This is a genomic window from Nocardiopsis lambiniae, from assembly GCF_031845465.1.
Lineage (GTDB): Bacteria > Actinomycetota > Actinomycetes > Streptosporangiales > Streptosporangiaceae > Nocardiopsis > Nocardiopsis lambiniae.
Window position 1 is genome coordinate 182497 of the sequence record NZ_JAVREP010000008.1, and the last position, 20259, is coordinate 202755.

At 72.5% G+C, this 20259-nt stretch carries 16 protein-coding genes; 7 read left to right on the plus strand and 9 right to left on the minus strand.

Annotated elements, in window-relative coordinates:
* Nucleotides 1-51 precede the first annotated feature (51 nt).
* A complete protein-coding gene (locus tag RM479_RS14300) occupies nucleotides 52-1227 on the minus strand; it encodes an ROK family transcriptional regulator (RefSeq protein ID WP_311512226.1) in 1176 nt (391 codons plus the stop codon).
* Nucleotides 1228-1341: 114 nt separating this feature from the next.
* Between RM479_RS14300 and RM479_RS14305 the strand changes: the two genes are divergently transcribed.
* Nucleotides 1342-1950: a uridine kinase family protein gene (locus RM479_RS14305; protein WP_397222166.1), complete on the plus strand. Its 609-nt coding sequence runs from the start codon at nucleotides 1342-1344 to the stop codon at nucleotides 1948-1950.
* Nucleotides 1951-1955: 5 nt separating this feature from the next.
* Here the strand turns inward: RM479_RS14305 and RM479_RS14310 are convergent, their stop codons facing one another.
* Complete coding sequence (locus RM479_RS14310; RefSeq protein WP_311512227.1) at nucleotides 1956-2807, minus strand: alpha/beta hydrolase; 852 nt, start codon at nucleotides 2805-2807, stop codon at nucleotides 1956-1958.
* Between the two features lie 46 nt (nucleotides 2808-2853).
* Entirely contained in the window at nucleotides 2854-3735 is an 882-nt protein-coding gene (locus RM479_RS14315; RefSeq protein ID WP_311512228.1) for an alpha/beta hydrolase, read from the minus strand.
* Nucleotides 3736-3880: 145 nt separating this feature from the next.
* Between RM479_RS14315 and RM479_RS14320 the strand changes: the two genes are divergently transcribed.
* The gene (locus RM479_RS14320) at nucleotides 3881-4534 is read left to right on the plus strand and encodes a TetR/AcrR family transcriptional regulator (RefSeq protein WP_311512229.1); all 654 of its coding nucleotides are present in this window, start codon (nucleotides 3881-3883) and stop codon (nucleotides 4532-4534) included.
* 41 nt (nucleotides 4535-4575) lie between these two features.
* Here RM479_RS14320 and RM479_RS14325 read toward each other — a convergent pair whose 3' ends face one another.
* The 5 genes from RM479_RS14325 to RM479_RS14345 form a co-directional block, all read right to left on the minus strand.
* Complete coding sequence (locus RM479_RS14325) at nucleotides 4576-6768, minus strand: serine/threonine protein kinase (protein ID WP_311512230.1); 2193 nt, start codon at nucleotides 6766-6768, stop codon at nucleotides 4576-4578.
* Nucleotides 6769-7061: 293 nt separating this feature from the next.
* Nucleotides 7062-8297, minus strand: a complete 1236-nt coding sequence (locus RM479_RS14330; protein WP_397222197.1) for a hypothetical protein — start codon at nucleotides 8295-8297, stop codon at nucleotides 7062-7064.
* Nucleotides 8298-8355: 58 nt separating this feature from the next.
* Nucleotides 8356-10323, minus strand: coding sequence for a hypothetical protein (locus RM479_RS14335; RefSeq protein WP_311512232.1), 1968 nt, complete (start codon nucleotides 10321-10323; stop codon nucleotides 8356-8358).
* A 209-nt stretch (nucleotides 10324-10532) separates the two neighbouring features.
* Nucleotides 10533-13256 (minus strand): aconitate hydratase AcnA, encoded by a 2724-nt coding sequence (gene acnA / locus RM479_RS14340; RefSeq protein ID WP_311512233.1) that lies wholly within the window; start codon nucleotides 13254-13256, stop codon nucleotides 10533-10535.
* 372 nt (nucleotides 13257-13628) lie between these two features.
* Nucleotides 13629-14564: an LLM class F420-dependent oxidoreductase gene (locus tag RM479_RS14345; RefSeq protein WP_311512234.1), complete on the minus strand. Its 936-nt coding sequence runs from the start codon at nucleotides 14562-14564 to the stop codon at nucleotides 13629-13631.
* Nucleotides 14565-14675: 111 nt separating this feature from the next.
* Here RM479_RS14345 and RM479_RS14350 point away from each other — a divergent pair, with 111 nt between their 5' ends.
* The 5 genes from RM479_RS14350 (at nucleotide 14676) to RM479_RS14370 (ending at nucleotide 19663) form a co-directional block, all read left to right on the plus strand.
* The gene (locus RM479_RS14350) at nucleotides 14676-15266 is read left to right on the plus strand and encodes an RNA polymerase sigma factor (RefSeq protein ID WP_311512235.1); all 591 of its coding nucleotides are present in this window, start codon (nucleotides 14676-14678) and stop codon (nucleotides 15264-15266) included.
* Nucleotides 15263-16066: a zf-HC2 domain-containing protein gene (locus RM479_RS14355; protein ID WP_311512236.1), complete on the plus strand. Its 804-nt coding sequence runs from the start codon at nucleotides 15263-15265 to the stop codon at nucleotides 16064-16066. The genes RM479_RS14350 and RM479_RS14355 overlap by 4 nt, the downstream gene beginning before the upstream one ends.
* Entirely contained in the window at nucleotides 16063-16947 is an 885-nt protein-coding gene (locus RM479_RS14360) for an ABC transporter ATP-binding protein (RefSeq protein ID WP_311512237.1), read from the plus strand. The genes RM479_RS14355 and RM479_RS14360 overlap by 4 nt, the downstream gene beginning before the upstream one ends.
* Entirely contained in the window at nucleotides 16944-18500 is a 1557-nt protein-coding gene (locus RM479_RS14365; RefSeq protein ID WP_311512238.1) for a hypothetical protein, read from the plus strand. The genes RM479_RS14360 and RM479_RS14365 overlap by 4 nt, the downstream gene beginning before the upstream one ends.
* A 131-nt stretch (nucleotides 18501-18631) precedes the next feature.
* Nucleotides 18632-19663: a hypothetical protein gene (locus RM479_RS14370; protein WP_311512239.1), complete on the plus strand. Its 1032-nt coding sequence runs from the start codon at nucleotides 18632-18634 to the stop codon at nucleotides 19661-19663.
* Here the strand turns inward: RM479_RS14370 and RM479_RS14375 are convergent.
* A complete protein-coding gene (locus RM479_RS14375) occupies nucleotides 19660-20097 on the minus strand; it encodes a protein-tyrosine phosphatase family protein (protein ID WP_311512240.1) in 438 nt (145 codons plus the stop codon). The two genes, RM479_RS14370 and RM479_RS14375, sit on opposite strands and share 4 nt — an antisense overlap.
* Between the last annotated feature and the right edge of the window lie 162 nt (nucleotides 20098-20259).

The window sequence follows — 20259 nt, forward strand, 5'->3', positions numbered from 1 at the left end:
AACCTTCACCAGGAGAACCCCAAGGAAGGGTTTTCCGTGACGGTGCGTCGTTCAGTGGGCGCTCTGCGCGGCCATGCGCAGGGCCCCGTACAGGGACGCGTCCCGGCCCAGCGCGCTCGGCACCAGGTCCAGCCGGGACAGGGCACTGCCCAGGGCTCCCAGCTCCATCGCCCGGCGCATCGGGTCGAGCAGCAGCTCGCCCGCCTCGGCCAGTCCGCCGCCCACGATGACCCGGTCGGGGTTGAACAGGTTGGCCATGATCGCCACGCCCTGGCCCAGCGCCGTGCCCGCCTCGGCGATGATGCGCCGGCAGCCCGGATCGCCGGAGCGGGCGGCGCCCACCAGGTCGTCGACCCCGGCCGGGCCGGGGCCGTGGGCGACATAGCTGTTCTGGGGCAGCATCTCCATGAGGTAGCCGGCCCCGACGAACGTCTCCAGGCAGCCCCGGTTGCCGCACCGGCACACCTGCCCCCGGGGGTCCAGCGCTATGTGCCCGATCTCCCCGGCGGTGCCGCCGGCCCCGCGGAACAGTCCGCCCGAGACGATGATGCCCGCGCCCACCCCGTCGCTGATGATCAGGTGGACGAGGTGTTCGGATCCCTGACCGGCGCCCTTGTGCAACTCGGCCAGGACCGCGAGGTTGGCGTCGTTCTCCGCGACGACCGGGACGCCCAGCCGCTCGGACAGCGCCTCGGCCGGGCGGAAGCCCGCCCATCGGGGAACGCAGGAGATGCCGCCGACCTCGCCGCTGTGCGGATCGATCGGTCCGGGCACCGACGCCACCACGGAGGCCACCGTGGACAGGTCGACGCGGGCGCGCACCAGCGTGGTCTCGACCAGCCAGGAGGCGCGGCGCACCCCCCGGTCGGGATCGGCCGCCACGTCGTAGTCGATCTCCTCGCGGGCCAGCATGTTGCCCTCGCTGTCACCGATGGCGACCGTGACGCGCTCGGCGGTGAAATCGACGGCCACCACGGTGCCGGGCGGGCGCACCAGGGTGACGGCGCGGGCCCGACGGCCGTTGGAGGAGGTGTCGTGGACCGCCACCGTGCCCGCGGCGCGCAGTCCGCGCACGATGTTGGAGACGCTGGCGGCGGACAGACCGGTGGCCCGGGCCAGTTCGGCCTGGGTACGGGTGCCGTCGCGGCGCAGTACCTCGACGACGCGACGTTCGTTGGCCTGGCGCAGGGCGGACTGGGACCCCGGTGTCACTGCGGTGTCGGTCACCGGGCGTCCCCTTCGATCGGTCATCGGCACGGCACGGGCGTGCCTTGTGCGTCGAATGCTACAAGGATTGAACGCAAGCGGAAACCGCCCACCTGAGCACGTTAAGGTCCGAAGGTGACCGTAACGCGTGTGGACACCGGCCGGGCCGGGTGGGTGGCCCGACTGGCCGAGACCGTCGCTGAGGGCTCCGGGAGGGGCCGCGCGCGGGTCGTGGTCGTCGAGGGCCGGTCCGGTTCCGGCAAGAGCACGGTGGCCGGGCGGCTGCGCGCGGAGCTGGAGGCGCGGGGCGTCCCGGCGGCCGTGTTGTCGATGGAGGACCTCTACCCCGGGTGGCACGGGCTGGCCCGGGCTCCGGAACTGCTCGTGTCCTGGGTGTTGGAGCCGCTGCGCGACGGCCGCCCGGCGTCGTGGCACCGCTACGACTGGGAGCGCGGGGAGTTCACCGCCGCGCGCGTACCGGTCCCGTCGGAGGTGGCGGACGGCGGGGTGCTGGTGGTGGAGGGGTGCGGCTCGGGCGCCCGGATCGCGCGACCGTACCTGGACCTGTCGGTGTGGGTCGCGGCCCCCGACGCGGTGCGCGCCCGCCGACTGGACGCTCGGGGGGACGCCGCCGTCTACGCCCCCTACCGGCGGGTCTGGGCCGAGCAGGAGGCGGTCTTCTACGCGGCGGAACGCCCCCGGGAGCACGCCGACGTCATCGTCGACAACCCCCGGGGGGCGTGAGGGGGTCAGCCCGCCCCGACCGGAACGGGGGCGAGGAAGTCGGTGATCCGGTCCAGGACGTCGGGGTCGGTGAGGATGCGGTTGTGCCCGAGGCCGACCGTGCTGACCAGCCTGGTGCCCGCCCCCATCGCGGAGAGGACGCGCAGGGACTCGGCGTGGGAGATCACCGGGTCGTCGACATCGTGGAACAACAGCACGGGCGCCTTCAGGGTCTCGGCGTCGCGGTCGGTGGCGAAGCGTTCCCAGATGTCCCGGTCCCCGGTGAAGAAGGCGTCCTCGATGGCCCGGCGCAGGGCCTTGTTCACCCGGGGACCCCAGCCGAAGGCGGTGACGAAACCGTCCACGGTGCCCTCGAAGTCGGCCATCGCCGACAGCAGGACCAGGCGGTCGGCCCGGACCCCCTCCCTCACCAGGTGGGTGGCGAACAGCCCGCCCAGGGAGTGGCCGACCACGGCCGCGAAGTCGCCGTGTCGCTCCTGGAGCCGGCGGGCGATGGCCAGGGCGTCCAGGACGGTGCCGGCCGGTCCGCCGGTGGCCCCGTGGCCGGGCGCGTCCCAGGAGACGACGGTGTGTCCGGCCCCGGTGAGGGCGCGCACGAGCGGGGCCATCCGGGAGGCGCGCGAACCCCAGCCGTGGACCAGGAGTACGGGGCGGGCCCCCTCGCCCCAGGTGTACGTGGCGACCCGCCACCCCTGATGGCCGAAGTGGGCGACGCGGGCGCGGTCGTGCACGTCGCGGTCACGGTCGACCAGGGGGGTGTCACCGGGGTCGCTCCACAGGCGCAGGGCCCGTTCTCCGGCCACGCGCGGAGCGGTGACGGCGAGGACCTCCAGGTCGATCGGGTGCGGGGTGGTCATGGGAATCTCCTTGTTCGGGTCGGTGGCGCGGATCGGACGCGGTCCGTCATCTTCCGAGGGCGTGCGCGGGCAGGTCGGTCCCCTGGACGAAGGAGGTGATGGCGTCCAGGTGCTCTCCCACGGCGAGGGCACCGCTGTGGCCGAGACCGGTGGTGGCGATCATCCGCCCCCGTGCTCCGAGGTGTTCGAGGGTGCGCAGGGAGTGCGCGAAGGGCACGACCTCGTCGGTGTCGTCGTGCAGGAGCAGGAAGGGCCGGCCGAGCGTGTCGATCCGGTGGGTGGTGGAGAAGCGTTCCCACACCGTCGGGTCCGCCTCGAAGTAGTGGCGTTCCACCTCCGTGCGCAGCGCTTCCCGGGCGCGGGGGCCCAGCCGCAGGGCGTCGGAGAACGCCGTGAGGAGGTAGTCGAAGTCCGACACCCCGGACAGGAGGACCACCCGGTCGGCCTCCACGCCCTCTCGCAGCGCGTGGACCGCGAAGGGCACGCCCATCGAGTGGGCGACGACGGCGTGGAAGCGGCCGTGGCGCTCCTGGAGGAGTCGCTGGATCCGGAGCGCGTCGAGGATGGTCCCCACCGGCCCGGGCGTCGCCCCGTGGCCGGGGGCGTCCCAGGACACCGGGCCGTACCCGAGGTCGACCAGGCGTCGGATGAGCGGGGCGAAGCGCAGGGACCGCGAGCGCCACCCGTGGGCGAGCAGGACGGGGCGGGTGGTGTCGCCCCAGGCGTAGGTGGTCACGTCCCAAGCGCCGACGCGGATGGTCGCGGTGTCGGCGCTCTCGTGCAGCGCCCGATCCTCCTCCGGGATCGAACGGGGCGGGCCGGGGGCCGCCCACATCCTGCGGGTCAGTACTCCGGCCAGGCGCGGGGCGGGCAACGCCAGCGCGTTGACGGCGGCACCGATGAGGGGAAGTGGCTTGACTGCGCTCATGATCTTCTCCGGTTCACAAACTATACGAACGATCGTATTATTTGTTTGGGAGGAGGCTGCCGTCAAGTAGCGGCTATTCTGGCCTGGTAATCGACCTGTCGTTCGAACAAGGGCCGTCCGGCGAGAGACGGTGTGGGAGGCGCGCATGAGGACGGGGACCGACGGCCGTGTGCAGCGGGGCGACCAGACCCGGCGCGCCGTGCTGCGCCGCGCGGTGGACATCGCCTCGGTGGAGGGGCTGGAGGGGCTCTCCCTGGGCCGTCTGGCCAAGGAGCTCCAGGTGAGCAAGAGCGGGGTGTTCGCCCACTTCGGCTCCAAGGAGGAGCTGCAACTGGCCGCGATACGGGCCGGTCGGCGCATCTTCGCCGACCACGTGGTGATCGGGGCCATGGAGGCCCGCCCCGGACTCGAAAGGCTGTGGCGGCTCTTCGAGAACTGGTCGGAGTACTCGCGCGGACGGGTGTTCCCGGGGGGCTGCTTCTTCTACACCGTCAACGCCGAGTTCGAGTCCCGCCCCGGGCGGGTGCGCGACGCCCTGGCGCGGATCCGCGGCGAATGGCGCGACCTGCTCACCCGCGGTGCCACGGACGCCGTGCAGCTGGGCGAGCTGGCCGCCGACACCGACGTGGACCTGCTGGTGTTCGAGCTGGCCTCGTTCCTGGAGACCGCCAACTCCGACTCCCTGCTGGAGGACGACCTGGAGAGGCCCTACCGGCTGGCCCGCGCCGCGGTCGTGGCCCGGCTGTCGGCCCTGGCCACGGAGACCGCCCCCCGCCCGTGGGCGGAGAGCGGTGCGTGAGAGGGGCCGGGAACGAGGAGGGCACCGGACGCGGGACCCGGTCAGCCGCCGGTGAGTCGGCGGGCGTGGAGCAGGTCGGCGCGGATGCGCTCCACACCGGAGGTGAGTTCGGGGAGGCGGGCGGCGGCGTTGTTCAGCTCCATCACCCGCTGCCCGCGACGGACCGGATCGCCGTAACCGACCCGTAGGACCACCGAGAGCACGACCGAGGCGCAGAACGCGAGGACGGCCACCGAGACGAGGAACCCGCCGAGCACCTCGGCCCGGCCGGAGAGGTCGAGCACCAGGCCGATGGGGAGACAGAAGAGGGCGTGGTTGCAGTAACGGCGGATCCGGAAGAAGCGCTGCTGCTGTTCGACCTTGGCGTGCAGCGTCTCGTGTTCGGTGGAGACCTCGGTGTAGCGCTCCTCCCAGTAACGGCGTTGGCGGGCCAGCGCCTGAAGGGTGGCGAGGGCGCCGTAGATCGCGGTCGCGTGGCCCACGCCGACCGGACCGGGCGAGGCGTCCACCCGCCGCCACAGGATGTCGATCCACTCCCCCACCCCGTTGTCACCGCCGTTGGAGGGCGGTGTCATCCGTTCCGGGTGCAGCAGGAAGGTGAGGATGAGCGCGGGGTTGACGTTGGGGACGGCCGCCCGCCACCCGGCGAGCCCGCCGGTGAGCTCCTGGTGGAAGGCGTTGCCGGCGTGCTCGGCGGTGTCCAGGGAGTCGGCCAGGCGCTGATACGCCCCCGGGTCGGCGCCGTGGTGCAGGCCCATGAGCCGTAGGACCGCGGGGCGGGCCAGCAGGGCCATCTCGTTGGACCTCGGCGCCCCGGTGATCACCGGGCGCGGGTCCGAGAACAGTGCGGCCAGTTCGGGCAGGGTGGCGCCCAGACCGCGGAAGACCGGCGGCAGGTCGGGGCGGAGCTGGGCGATGAAGGAGGCCAGGGCGAGGTTCGCGTCGTCGGCGTGCCGACGGAACAGGGCGCGGTCGACGACCGTGTCGCCCAGGTCGTTCATGAGCCAGGCGCCCAGGGCGGCGCGCTCGGTGGCGTCGCCGAACACCCGGACCGCGGCGCCCCAGTCCCCCTGCATCGCCTCGGCGAGCGCGCCCGGGTCGGTGAAGCGGATCCCGACGAAGTGGTAGGGGGGCACACCGCCGATGCCGGTGTGGCGGGCCGACCCGCCGGCGGCCCCCGGAGCGGTGTAGGGCGGCGGGGCGGGCACCGGGGCGCCGGGGCCGGTGTAGGAGGCGGGCGACGGCGCGGCGGGAAGGGCCCGGCTCGGGGCGAACCGCGTGTAGGAGCGCGTGGGGTCTGCGCCGTGGTGCGGTGCCACCCGGGTGGGGTCCACCACCGGCGCGGGGGCGGCCCGGGTGGGATCCACCACCGGCGCGACGAGCGTGGGCGCCGCCGAGGCGCCCGGGAGGACCGGACCGGACGCGGTCACCCCGTTCGGGCCGGCGATGAGCAGGGTGAGCAGGGCCGAGGCGTCCGGTCTGCGCTCCGGGTCCTTGTCCAGACATCGGTGGACGATGCCCCGGAGGGGTTCGGTCAGGTCTCCCAGGTCCGGCGTGCCGCCGAGGATGCGGGCGATGCGCGAGGCCTGGGTGGGGGCCTGGAAGGCCTCTTCCCCGGTGGCGGCGTAGACCATCACCGCACCCCAGGAGAAGACGTCCACGGCGGAGGTGAGCCGGGCGCCCTCCAACTGTTCGGGCGCCATGTACCCGATGGTGCCCACCACACCGCTGGCGGTCACCGAGGTGGTCTCCACGGCTCGGGCGATGCCGAAGTCGATCACCCGGGGACCGTCGGGGGCGAGCATGATGTTGTCGGGTTTGAGGTCCCGGTGCACCACCCCGGCGGCGTGGACCGCCGCCAGTGCCGTCGCCGTGTTGACGGCCAGCCGCTGCAACTCCACGCCTCGGCGCGGTCCCTCCTCGGCGACGGCGCGCTGGAGGGTGGGTCCGTCGATGTACTCGGTGGCGATCCAGGGCCGTTCGCCCTCGGGGTCGGCGTCCAGGATCGCCGCCACACAGAACCCGCTCACCCGCCGGGCCTGCTCCACCTCGGCGGCGAACCGGCGGCGCATGTCCGCGTCACCCGCCCAGGAGGCGTGCAGTACCTTCACGGCGGCCCGGGTGCCGTCCTCGGCCTCACCGAGGAACACCTCGCCGAACCCGCCGCGCCCCAGGGAGCGCACCAGGCGGTAACCGCCCAGGACGGAGTCGTCCGCAGCGTCGTTCAACATCATGCCTTTCCGAACACGGACCGCCCGGGGTGACGGTGATGCGCCGGGCGGTGGTCGGGGCCTTCCCCGAACGGTGCGACCGGGATGAACGGGGCAGGGACATCGCGAACACGCGTACGTGGCGCCGACACACGGTGGCGCCCCGAGGGCGGGGCGACCGGGACCGTCTCACGGGCCGAGGAACATCGCGGGTTCCGTCGGGTCCGAATCGACCGCTTTTCCAGGACCACCTTACGACGGATCACCGTCCCCACCGCAACGGCGGTCACGTGAACCCCGTCGCCGTCATGGACCGGTCAGCGGGCGGGTCGGTGCGCACCGCGCAGGATCCGCTCGACCAGGTCGTCGGTGAGGACGCCGTACCCGGTCGCGGCCCACACGCTCTCCTCGGCGGGCACCTCGTAGTAGGGGACGGACCTCCCCTCGTACTCGGCGGGCAGCACCGTGGGGCGGACCCGGTCGCGCACGGCGCGGGCGCACTCCGGGCACAGCGGCACCCGGATCGTGCGGGAGCCGCCGAACTCGCGCCACTGGATCTGCCCGGTGTCGTTGCCGTGCAGCGGGTTGGCGTAACAGGGGCGTCGCGGGGTGCGCGACCCCGCGAGGGCGTCCTCGGCGAGGTCCAGCAGGACGAGCACACCGACCGCGTCGGTCAGGGTGGGCCCCTCGGCGATCATCCGGTCGTGCACCCGCGCGGCGGCGTCGCGGGCGTCCAGGGCCCGGGACAGATTCCCCCGGGCGGCACCGGAGTCGGCGCTGAGCCGCTCCCCCAGTTCGATGAGGTCGCGTTCCCCGCGCTCGACCAGGGACTCCAGGCGGGCGCGGTCGGCGTTGTCGAACGCGGCGTGCTGGGTGAGGGGCGCGGACGCGCGGCGACGGTCCCGTGGACGGACGGCGATCCGGTACAGCGGGACCGCCAGGCCGATCAGGACGAGGGCCCCCGCGACCGCGACCCAGGGGGTCCATGCCGCGCCGGCCGGGGTACCGGAGACGTCCGGTGGCCCCCCGATCTCGTCGTAGTAGGCCTCCTGGGCCTCCTCGTAGGCGGCCTCGGGATCGTCGGAGAGGGCGGCCTCCACGGCGGCGTCCACCAGCGTGGGCGGTGTCCTCTGCCCGCCCATGGTCACGTAGCTAGCGGTGAGCGCGCCGTAGAGGGCGGGGCGGCCCCGGTCGTCCGGGGCGCCGCCCAGGTCCTCTCCCTCGATATCGCCGCGACGGTCGTAGACCAGGTAGTGGCGTTCGCCGCCGCCCATGCGGTCGTGGACGGCCGAGGCGAGCGCCGAGGCGTCCCCGTCCCAGGGGTCGCCCTCGACGAGCGGGACGACGATGACGTACAGGTCGAGGTCGCCCTCCTCGATCCGCCGCACGGTGCGTTCGCGCGCCTCGACGGAGAAGGCGTCCTCGTAGGCGGGGTCCACCAGGACCGGGGACTCGGCCAGTGCGGCGGCGATCTCCTGCGCCGGGCTCGCGGGCGCCTCCGTGTCGGCGGCCAGGACCGGGGGGCCGTCGAGCAGGACCGCGGCCAGGATCATGAGCGGTACCGACGCCCGCAGGGCCGCCCGGAAGGGGCGGTCGGGCGTCTCACGGGGGTCAGTGGACACGCGTCTCCTTGAGCAGCAGTTCGACCATCTGATCGGGCCGGCGGGCCCCGAAGCGGTGACGGATCCACGGGGTGTCCGGGTCCCGCCGGTAGGAGTGCGCCGTGCTCCGGGTGCGGAGTCGGAGCATCCGCTTCTCGCGTTCGGAGTCGTGGAGTTCCGCGCACGCGCCGCACAGGGGGGTCCGTCCACCGCCGCCGATCCGGGAACGCGCGCGTTCGACGGCGAACGGGTGCAGCGGGTCGACGGAACAGGGCTCCGTCTCGGCGTCCGGGTCGTCGGCGACGGCCAGGACCCGGCGGGCCAGTACGGCGACCCCGAGCAGGTCGAGCGCTTCGGGATCACGGTCCATGAGCATGAGCGCGGCCTCCGCCTGCGCCATGAAGGGGGTCGGGATCCGATCCGGCTCCCTCTCCAGCAGTCCGCGCAGCAGACCCGTCTCCCGGAGCGCGACGCGGCGCAGCGCGCGCGGGCTCCGGATCGTGGGGTCGGCCCCTGCGGCGCGAACCCGTGCCAGGAAGACGGCGAGGTAGGTGAGGCCGATCGCGCAGGCGGCCAGGAAGGGACCCACGATCAGGAGCGCGGGGACGAGCCCGCCCGACCAGTAGCGTTCGCCGCGCGGACCGGGCAGGTGCGGCTCGTCGTCGGCGAACAGCGGCTCGTACCCGTCGCCCGGGGTGAACTCCATCTCCGCCACGTCGGCCACGGCCTGCTCCAGGGCGGCGGCCGGGGTGGCCCCCTCGTTGAAGGCCATGGGGGACCACAGCGTGTACGGGTCGATCTCCAGCCCGTGCGCGGCAGCCCCGACATCGGGTGCGACGATGCCGGAGCCGACGACGATGTACACACCGTCCTCCTCGGCAACCGACGCCAGCGCGGCGGCCAGGACCTCGGCGTGGCCTTCGGCCTCATCGTGGTGGTTCATCGTCACCACCGCCGCGTACACGGGCACGGGGGCGTCGGCGAGGAGCCCGGGCACCCTCTCCAGGCCCTCCCGTGGCAGGGGCATGATCGGGTCGACGTACAACGGTTCCTCGGCCAGGTGGGCGGCGATGGCCTCGACCCGCCCGGTGGACACCACGTAGGGGGCCTCCAGCCGGACCAGGTCCTCGGCGTCGGCCACCTCGTGCCCGCCGACGGGCGCGCTCATCATCCACTGGTAGCTGGAGGCGACGGCCACGCCGGTCAGGGACAGCGGGACCAGGACGGCCACGATCGACCCGACGAGTCGGCCGCGGCGTCCCTGGCGCCAGGCGACCCAACCGCCCACGCACAGGATCGCGCCGCCCGCCGCCCCCACCAGGAAGCCGAGGTTCTCGGGTCCGTTGTGACGCGTGGGGTCGATGTCGTCCAGGAAGGCGCTCAGCGCCCCCTCCCGCGGCTCCTTCTCGTCGCGCGCCGCCTCCACCGAGGAGGGGTCGGCCATTCCCTCGACCATGACCCGGGCGACCTCGTGGGCCGGGGAACCGTACACGTCGGCGGCGTACACGGCGTCCCGTCCGGCGTCCACCGGCAGGTCGATCCCGTAGGCGCGCAGTTCGGTGACGCCGCCCTCCGGCGGCAGGATCACGTAGAGGCCGTCCGCGCCGAGTCGGTCGTGCACGGCGGGCAGGATCTCGTCCATGCCGGCGTCGCTGCCCGCACCGAGGAAGGGCGTGACCACCACGTGATAGGGCACCCCGAGGGACGCGAAGGCCTCGTGCAGCGCGTCGGTCATCTCCTCGGGGGGCGTCATGCCGCCCACGGCTCCGTCCACCACCACGGCCGCGCCCTCGGGGTGCTCGGCCAGCAGTCCGGCGTAGTGCTCGGCGTAGGTCGCCTGTGGCCCGACGGTCGCGGGCCCGGAGTCGGTGGGATCGACGGTATCGGCCGCGGCGGGGGCCGAGAGGAGCAGCAGGGCCGGCGCCACCGTGAGGAGAAGTGCGCGGAGAGGGCCGCGGGCACGGTGAGGGAGGGGCATGGGCAGAGCCTAGTACCTCATTACGGACATCCGTAGGGCGGATCCTCGTTCGTCTCCCCCGCACCGATCCCCTCCGACCGGCGACGATGGCCGGTCCGGCCTCGAAGGGCGGGGAAACGGAGAAGGGGCCGCCATCGTCGTTCGGACGATGGCGGCCCCCTGGACCGCGCCCCGCGCCGATCGGGCGCGCGGGCGGGGAACCGTTTCCGCTACTGGGCGATCAGCTGGCGCAGCACGTACTGCAGGATGCCGCCGTTGCGGTAGTAGTCGGCCTCACCCGGGGTGTCGATGCGCACCACGGCGTCGAACTCGACGCCGGTGTCGGTGCTCACCTTCACCGTGGCGGGGATGCGCCCCTCGTTCAGCCCGGTCACGCCGGTGATGGAGAAGGTCTCCTCACCGGTCAGACCGAGGGAGTCCGCGCTCTGCCCCTCCGGGAACTGTAGGGGCAGGACGCCCATGCCGATCAGGTTGGAGCGGTGGATGCGCTCGTAGGACTCGGTGATGACGGCGCGCACGCCCAGCAGGCTGGTGCCCTTGGCCGCCCAGTCGCGGGACGAGCCGGAGCCGTACTCCTTGCCGCCCAGGACGACCAGCGGGGTGCCCTGCTCCGCGTAGTTCTGCGCGGCGTCGTAGATGAACGACACCGGGCCCTCGGGCCGGGTGAAGTCGCGGGTGTAGCCGCCCTCGGTGCCCGGCGCGATCTGGTTGCGCAGGCGGATGTTGGCGAACGTGCCGCGGATCATCACCTCGTGGTTGCCGCGACGGGAACCGTAGGAGTTGAAGTCGCGACGCTCCACACCGTGGGCCTTGAGGTAATCGGCCGCCGGGGTGCCCGGCTTGATGGCACCGGCCGGGGAGATGTGGTCGGTGGTGACCGAGTCGCCCAGCTTGGCCAGCACGCGGGCACCGGTGATGTCGGTGACCGGGGACGGGCTCTGGTCCATGCCCTCGAAGTACGGGGGCTTGCGGACGTAGGTGGACTCCGCCTCCCACTCGAAGGTGTTGCCGGTCGGGGTGGGCAGCGAGCGCCACCGGTCGTCACCGGCGAAGACGTCCGCGTAGGCCGACTCGTACATGTCGGCGGCGATCGCGGAGTCCATGACCTCCTGGATCTCCTCGGCGGTCGGCCAGATGTCGGCCAGGTGGACCGGCTGTCCGTCCTTGCCGATGCCCAGGGGCTCGGTGGTGATGTCCACGTCGAGCGAACCGGCCAGGGCGTAGGCGACCACCAGCGGCGGCGAGGCCAGGTAGTTCATCTTGACGTCCGGGTTGATCCGGCCCTCGAAGTTGCGGTTGCCGGACAGCACCGCGGTGACGGCCAGGTCGTTGTCCTGGACGGCCTTGGAGATCTCCTCCGGCAGCGGGCCGGAGTTGCCGATGCAGGTGGTGCAGCCGTAGCCGACCAGGTTGAAGCCGAGCTTGTCCAGGTACGGGGTCAGGCCGGAGCGCTCGTAGTACTCGGTGACGACCTTGGAGCCCGGGGCCATGGAGGTCTTGACCCACGGCTTGCGGGACAGGCCCTTCTCCACCGCCTTCTTGGCCAGCAGGGCGGCGCCCAGCATGACCGACGGGTTGGAGGTGTTGGTGCAGGACGTGATCGCGGCGATCACGACCGCGCCGTGGTCGACCTCGGTCTCGGTGCCGTCGGCCATGGTGACCTTGACGGGCTTGTGCGGCCGGGCGCCGTTGGCGGTCTGGGCCGGGGCGTCGGAGGCCGGGAAGGACTCCTCGCCCGCCTCGTCGACCTCGTCCTCGACGTAGTCGCGCACGTCGTGGCGCCAGGTCTGCTTGGCCTCGGTCAGGACGATGCGGTCCTGCGGGCGCTTGGGGCCGGCGATCGACGGGACGACGTCGCCCAGGTCGAGCTCCAGGTACTCGGAGAACTCGGGCTCGACGGCGGGGTCGTGCCAGAAGCCGTTGGCCTTGGCGTAGGCCTCGGTCAGGGCGACCTGCTGCTCGGAGCGGCCGGTCAGGCGCATGTACCGGATGGTCTCGTCGTCGATCGGGAAGATCGCGGCGGTGGAACCGAACTCGGGGCTCATGTTGCCGATGGTGGCGCGGTTGGCCAGCGGCACGGAGGTGACGCCGTCGCCGTAGAACTCGACGAACTTGCCGACCACACCGTGTCGACGGAGCTGCTCGGTGATGGTGAGCACGAGGTCGGTGGCGGTGGTGCCGGGCTTGAGCTGCCCGGTCAGCTTGAAGCCGACCACGCGCGGGATGAGCATGGAGATCGACTGGCCGAGCATGGCGGCCTCGGCCTCGATGCCGCCCACGCCCCAGCCCAGGATGCCCAGGCCGTTCTGCATGGTGGTGTGCGAGTCGGTGCCGACGCAGGTGTCGGGGTAGGCCTGGCCGCCCCGGCTCATGGTGACGCGGGCCAGGTGCTCGATGTTGGCCTGGTGCACGATGCCGGTGCCGGGCGGGACGACCTTGAACTCGTCGAAGGCGGTCTGACCCCAGCGCAGGAACTTGTACCGCTCCTGGTTGCGCTCGTACTCGATCTCGACGTTGCGCTCGAACGCGTCGGGAGTACCGAACAGGTCGACGATGACGGAGTGGTCGATCACCAGCTCGGCGGGGGCGAGCGGGTTGATCTTGTCCGGGTCGCCGCCCATGTCGCGGACGGCCTCGCGCATGGTGGCGAGGTCGACGACACAGGGAACGCCGGTGAAGTCCTGCATGATCACCCGGGCCGGGGTGAACTGGATCTCCTGGTTGGGCTGGGCCTTGGGGTCCCAGCCGCCCAGGGCGCGGATGTGGTCGGCGGTGACGTTCGCGCCGTCCTCGGTGCGCAGAAGGTTCTCCAGGAGGACCTTCAGGCTGTAGGGAAGTCGGTTGGAGCCCTCCACGGCGTCCAACCGGAAGATCTCGTACGACTCGTCGCCAACGCGCAACGTGTCACGGGCGCCGAAGCTGTTCGCGGACACGGTGTCTGCCTCCTGATCTCGCCACTTTGTCCCTGGCATCCTGCCCCATGGGACGGATGCGGGACCCATTGAGGCCGCCCTAACCGGTCGCCGGGTGGACGGAGGGCCGCGGGGGTGTCCTCCGACCGTATCCGACCTCTCGGAAGCGGCCATGACCTGCGACGACACCACTCGTCACAGGTCAGGCGGTCCGCTGCGCGCGGACGCCCGTGATGCTCGGGGCCGGGCGACGTCGAGAGGTCGACGTCACACACCCGGGCGCCCGGCCCGGGTCGGGGGGAACCCTCTTTTATCTTGATATCAAGTTATCCCACTTGTATCTCGATATCAAGTTATCGGGAGGGCCCCGACCCCCCGTCGGCGGCCCCCCGTTCAGCCCAACTGCGGCGCCACCCGGGCCGCCACCAGTTCCAGGTGCTCCAGATCGGCCATGTCGAGCAGTTGCAGGTACATCCGCTCCGCGCCGAGTTCACCGAACCGGCCGATCTTCTCGACCACCTCGTCGGGCGTCCCGGCCAGACCGTTCAGTCGCAGCTCCTCCACCTCGCGGCCGATGCGCTCGGCCCGCCGGGCGATCTCCGCCTCGTCGCGCCCCACGCACAGCACCTGCGCCGCCGAGTAGACCATCGGCTTCGTCCGCCCGAGGTCCACGACGGCCTTCCGCGTCCGCCCGAAGGCGGCCCCGGTGTCGGCCACCGAGCAGAACGGCACGTTGTACTCATCGGCGAACACGGCCGCCAGGCGGGGCGTGCGGCGCGGACCGGTACCGCCGATGACCACCGGCGGACCGGGGGTCTGCCACGGCTTGGGCAACGCGGGCCCCTCCGCCAGGCGGTAGTGCACGCCCTCGTGACGAAAGGTCTCGCCGACCGGTGTGGACCACAGGCCGGTGATGATGTCCAGCTGCTCCTCATAGCGGTCGAAACGCTCCCGTGCGGTCCGCGGGAACGGGATGCCGTAGACGGCGTGCTCCTCCTCGAACCACCCCGCGCCGAACCCGAACTCCACCCGACCGCCGCTCATCCGGTCCACCTGGGCCACCGCGATCGCCAAGGGCCCCGGGTGGCGGAAGGTCGCCGCCGTCATCAGCGTGCCCAACCGGACGCGCGAGGTCTCCCGGGCCAGACCCGCCAGTGTGATCCACGCGTCCGTCGGTCCGGGCAGGCCGCCGGAGCGATCGCCCATGCGCAGATAGTGGTCCGAGCGGAAAAGAGCCTCGAATCCGGCCTCCTCGGTCGCGCGGGCGACCGCGAGCTGGTCCTCGTAGGTGGCCCCCTGCTGGGGCTCAAGGAAGATCCTCAGGCGCATAAGGCCCATTTTCTCCCACCACGGAGGACGATCGCCCCTCGCCGCGCGGGTAGCGTCGAAAAGGCCCCCTTCCCGTGAACCGACCACCGATCGACGAGCGATAACCCGACCGTGAAGCTGCTTCGACGCGCACGCCGCCGCGTACCCTCCTACGGCCCCGACAGCGCCGACCCGGTGTTGTTGACCGCCATCGCCGCGGGCGAGGCGGAGGCCCTGGAGATCCTGCACCGACGACACGCCCCCTGGTTGCGAGCCCGTCTGAACTACCGGTGCTCGGATCCCGACCAGGTCGACGCGGCGCTCCAGGAGACCTTCCTGGCCGTGTGGAAGAGCGCCGGGTCCTTCACCCCCCGACCGGGGGACACCGACGCCGGCGCCTGGTTGTGGACCATCGCCATCCGCCAGCTCATCTCCCAGTTGCGCAAACGGGCCAACCGATGGATCGGCGAACTGGAGACCGAACCCTACGAGACCATCGGGGACGCCTCCGCGGAGGACACGGTGCTGCTCAACATCGAGCACGGACCGTTGGGTGCGGCGCTGCACTCCCTGTCCCCCGAACTGCGGGCCGCCATCCAGGCGACCATCCTGGACGGTCTCACCGTGAGAGAGGCCGCACAGATACTCCAGATCCCCGAAGGCACCGTCAAGACACGGGTGATGCGCGCCAAGGCGCGTCTACGGGAGGCATTGACGTCATGAGCGGTTGGCACTTGACCCCGGCCCAGGCACACGACTACGCGGCCCGAAGAACCGACGAGATCACCGCGATGTCGGTGGAGGCCCATCTGATGCACTGCCCACCCTGCCGTTCCATGCTGCCCGCCGACGAGGAGTGGCTGGCCGACGGTTGGGCCTCGCTCCGCGACGTCGTCGACCGCCCCCGTCGGGGCGTGGTGGAGACGCTGCTGTCGCACACCGGACTGCGCGCGGAGACCGCCAAGCTGCTCGCCGCGACGCCGCGCCTGTACCAGGCCTGGCTCGGCTCCACCGTGGTGGTGCTGATCGCGGCGCTGGCCGCCGCGCACACCCTGCCGCGCGGCTCCCTGATGTTCGTCTTCCTGGCACCGGTGGTGCCCCTGGTCGGGGTGGCCCTGGCCTACGGGCGGGGGATCGACCCCGCGCACACCCTGGCCTCCGTCACGCCCATGGCCGGCCAGCGCCTGCTCTTCCTGCGCACCTGCGCGGTCCTGGTACCGGCGCTGCTGCTGTGCACCGGGGCGGGGCTGCTGCTGCCCCACACCGTCACCGCCTGGGACGCGATCTTCTGGTTGCTGCCGGCCCTGACCCTGGTCTCCGGTTCCCTCCTGCTCGGCCGGGTGATGCACCTGAGCGTGGCCTCCGGGGTCGTGGGCGGACTGTGGGTGCTGGGCCTGATCCTGGTCTCCCTGTCCGGACAGGGTGTCCCCCTCGGGGTGTTCGCCCCGCAGGCGCAGATGTGGTGGGGCGTGCTCCTGGCCACCCTGGTCGGCGCGCTCGTGTTCAGGGTGAGGGTCGCGTGAGCCTCACCCTCACCGGGCCCGTGCGCCTGCGCGGGGTGACCCGCCGCTACGGCACCCGGGCCGCCCTGGACGGGGTGGACCTGGACCTGCGTCCGGGGGTGACCGGTCTGCTGGGCCGCAACGGCGCGGGCAAGACGACCCTCATGCGCTGCCTGGCCACCGACCTGGACCCCACCTCCGGCGAGGTGCGGCTGCTCGGCCGCGACCCGGGCAGGACGAGCGAACGCACCGAGATCCGGCGCAGACTCGGCTACCTGCCGCAGAACCCCGACTTCTACCCGCACTTCACCGCGTTCGCGCTGCTCGACTACATGGCCGTGCTCAAGGAGTTGGGCGGGCGCCGGGCCCGGCACGACGAGGTGCGCCGGGTGCTGCGCCAGGTGGGGCTGTACGACCGGCGGCACAGCCGGGTGCGCCGGCTGTCGGGGGGCATGCGACAGCGCCTGGCCTTGGCCTCGGCCCTGATGGGCGACCCCGACCTGTTGCTGCTGGACGAGCCGACGGTGGGGCTGGACCCCGAGCAGCGCATCCGGTTCCGCAACCTGGTCTCGCACCTGGCCACGCGCAGCACCGTGGTCCTGTCCACCCACCAGATCGAGGACGTGGCCGCGCTGTGCGGGCACATCGTGTGTCTGGACGGGGGGCGCGTCGTCTTCGACGGCGCCCCGGGCGACCTGGTCGACCGCGCACGGGGGCACGTGTGGGAGGGCACCGGGGATCCGGGGACCGGCCTCACCTCCTGGCGGCTGCCCGACGGGCGCCACCGGGTCCTGACCCCGGAGACGGCGGGTGCGCCCGGACCGTCCTTCACCGCGGTGGAACCCACCCTGGAGGACGCCTACCTATTGCTGATCGGTGTCTCGGGGACGGAGGGGCGGTGAGGCGCACCGTCATCTTCGCCCGGCTGACCCTGTTCAACATGCTGCGGCTGGTGCGCGGGCCGTTCCTGCTCCCCGGGGCCCTGCTGGCCGCCCTCTACGTCTGGGTGGTGTCCAACGAGTACTCCTCCTCCGTCGAGGAGTGGTACGGCATCCTGTCCCTCATCGGCCTGCTCTTGGGAGCCGTCGGGTTCGCCGCCGTGACCCCCTCGGCCGTGCGCGAGGCACGTTATCCGGGCACCTCCACGACCCCGTTGGAGCGCACCGGCCGAACCCTGTCGGTGGCGCTGTCCGCGCTCCCGCCCCTCTGGCTCCTCCTGGGCGCGATCGCCCTCTTCATGTACACGGACGACCCCGGGGGCCCGGTGGGGATCGTCAGTCCCTTCGCGCTGCCGGTGCCCTTCCTGATGGTGGCGGCCGGTCCGCTGGCGTCCCTCCTCCTGTCCGTGTGGACCCGGTCGTACCTGCCGCTGATCATCGTCGCCCTGTGCCTGCCCGTGTACCTGGTCTACAACGGCTTCCTGCTGTCGGAGCGGTTCAACAACGCGGTGTCGCGGGCGACGACCGCCGCCCAGCAGGTCATCAGCCCCTTCCAGAACCCCTCCGTGTCCCTGGCCGAACCGACCCTGTTCTCGCTGGTCTACACGCTCCTGATGACGGGCGTGCTGACGGCCCTGGTCGTGGGCGCCCGTCGGCGGGGCCGGGTCCTGGTCACGTCCACGGTGACGGCGGTGGTGCTGGGGGCCGGCGCGTTCGGGGTGACCGTCCAGGGGAACCGGGCGAACCCCTGGGACCGGTCGTACACCGACGACGAGGTCTACGGGGTCGACGGGCCCGCCCCCTGCATGGAGCTGGACGGGCTGACCTACTGTCCGCTGCCCGGTTACGAGCCCTGGGTCGAGAACTGGCACTCCACCTTCTCCGAGGTCCTGGGGGAGCTTCCGGCCTCCGTCCGGGAGGGGGCGCCGCTGGTGTGGCAGGACGCCCTCTACTACGACCGCTCCCTTCCCGAGACGGACCGGCCGGTATTGGTCCTCTACGACGACCTCGACCCCGACTGGGCCTACTGGCAGGGGTACGTGTTCCTGGACTTTTTGCGCAAGGCCCTGGGGATGGCGATATCGGACACCGGTCCCTACGGGGATTCCTTCTGCCGGTCCAACGGTCAGGCACGGACCCCGGTGATCGCCTGGGTGGTGGACACCGTCACCTCCCGGCACGGCCTCGAAGGGCTGGACCGGGCCGACTCCCTGGCGGGCGTCCTGAGCGAGCTGACCGCCTCGCCCATCGACCTGGAGGTGGCACGGGCCCTCACCGAACGGCCGCACGACGAGGTGTCGGCGATGGTGCACGGGCACTGGGACCGGATCGCCTCGGGGGAGATGAGCACCCCGGAACTGGCCCGGGAGCTGGAGATCCCCATCACCGACGCGAGTACGGAACCGGCCCCGGGGGAGGCGTGGGACGCCGTCTTCCCCGAACTGGAGAAGGGCATTTACCAGGCGTGGGACGTGGATTCACCCCCGTGCGCCCCCTCCCACCGGACGCCCGCCTGACCCGCGCCGGCACGGTTCGGCGCGCCGGTGCGGACTTTCCCGTCGCTTTGCCGGGCGGTCCTTAGACTCGCGATCATCCGTCACATTCCCGGCGCCGTGCCGCGTCGGGCCTTCCGCGAGGTGGACCACCGTTGAGTCTTCGCCGTACCGTCGCGTGCGCGACCGCCCTGGGCGTCATCGCGGCACCGGTGTCGATCGCCCCCGCCCTGGCCGCCCCGGCGTTCCCGGCGACGGCGAGCGGCACCCTCGTGGGTCTGTCCGTCGCGCCGGGCGAGGGCGGCGTCGAAGGGCTCTGGGGCACCATCTACGTCAGTTCCGAGGTCGGCGGGGAACGGCTGACGGCCGACACCGGGAACGACCCCGGAGGCCTCCTCGGACCGGTGTCGGTGGTGGGGCCCACCCAGGTGTCGGTCAACACCACGGCGACGGGGGAGGGACGCGCGGAGGCGGTCGCCGAACTCGGCGGGCTCACCCTGACACTGCTCGGGACCGACGTGCCCGCCGTCGAGGTCGGGCCGCTGTACAACTCCCTCACCTGTGACTTCTCCGGTGACCTCACGTGGGAGACCGGCCCGGAGGACGAACGGACCGTCACCGTGTTCGGCACCCCCGTCGCCCCGTCGGACACCGGGGAGACCACCGACGTCACGCTGCCCGACGGACGCACCGCCGAGGTCACGGTGACCGACCGGGTGCCCGATGGGGACGACACCGGGGAGGGGCGGATCCACACCGCCGTCGTGGCCACCGTCGACGAGACCGAGCTGTTCGACCTCACGATGGCCGCCGTGGCCGTGGAGTGCCCCACCGACGGAACCGGTGAACGGGACGCCCCCGAGACCGATGGGCCGGCCGAGGAGCGGGACGACGACGCCCGGGAGCCGTCGGAGGAGGGCACCGAACCTCCGGCGGACGAGACGGACGAGGGCGTCGACGGGAGCACCGGCGGTGCCGACGGGACGCCCGAGGGCGCGGAACAGTCCTCACCGCCCCCCGCGCCCGCCGCCGACGGCGAGGGCTCCGAAGCAGGGCCCTCGGGCCTGCCCCTCACCGGGGCCGCCCTGGCCGCGCTGGTCACGGCGGGGGTCCTGGCCCTGGGCGGCGGCGGTCTGGTCCTCTACCTGGCCCGCCGCCGTACCCACCACCCCACGGACGAGGGTTAGACCGCAGAACCGAACCCGGCGACGAAGCGCTCTTGGCGGCGGGTCTCGACGGCGTGCGGGGAGTAGTTCTCCCGCACGTAGGCGACGGCCTCCTGCGGGGGGACCCCGTCGAGGACGGCCAGGCAGGACAGGGCGGTGCCGGTGCGCCCCCGACCGCCCAGACAGGCGAACTCCACGCGTTCGTCGGCGGCGCGTTCCCACGCCGCCGTCAGCTCGCGGGACAGGGACCCGGGGTCGGCGGGGAGGCGGAAGTCGGGCCAGCGCACCCAGCGTCCCTCCCAGGGGACCGAGGGCGGGGCGTGACCCAGCAGGTACAGGCCCAGGTCGGGGGTCGGGCCCTCGGGGAGGGGACGGGCCAGCGGCCGTCCCCGGACCAGCCGCCCCGAGGGCAGGCGCAGGACGCCGGGAGCGTCGGGGTTCCACGTGTCGGTCATCCGGTGAGACTAGACGCGGCCGTCGCCGCCCGGAAAGAGATCCGATGAGCGGACGTGCATTACCCTGGCTTCCGTGAAGAACCCGCACTGGCACGTCGTGTTGCCCCCTCCGTACGCCTGACCGGGCGCACCGCACTTCCCCGTTCCCGAGGAGTCCCCGAC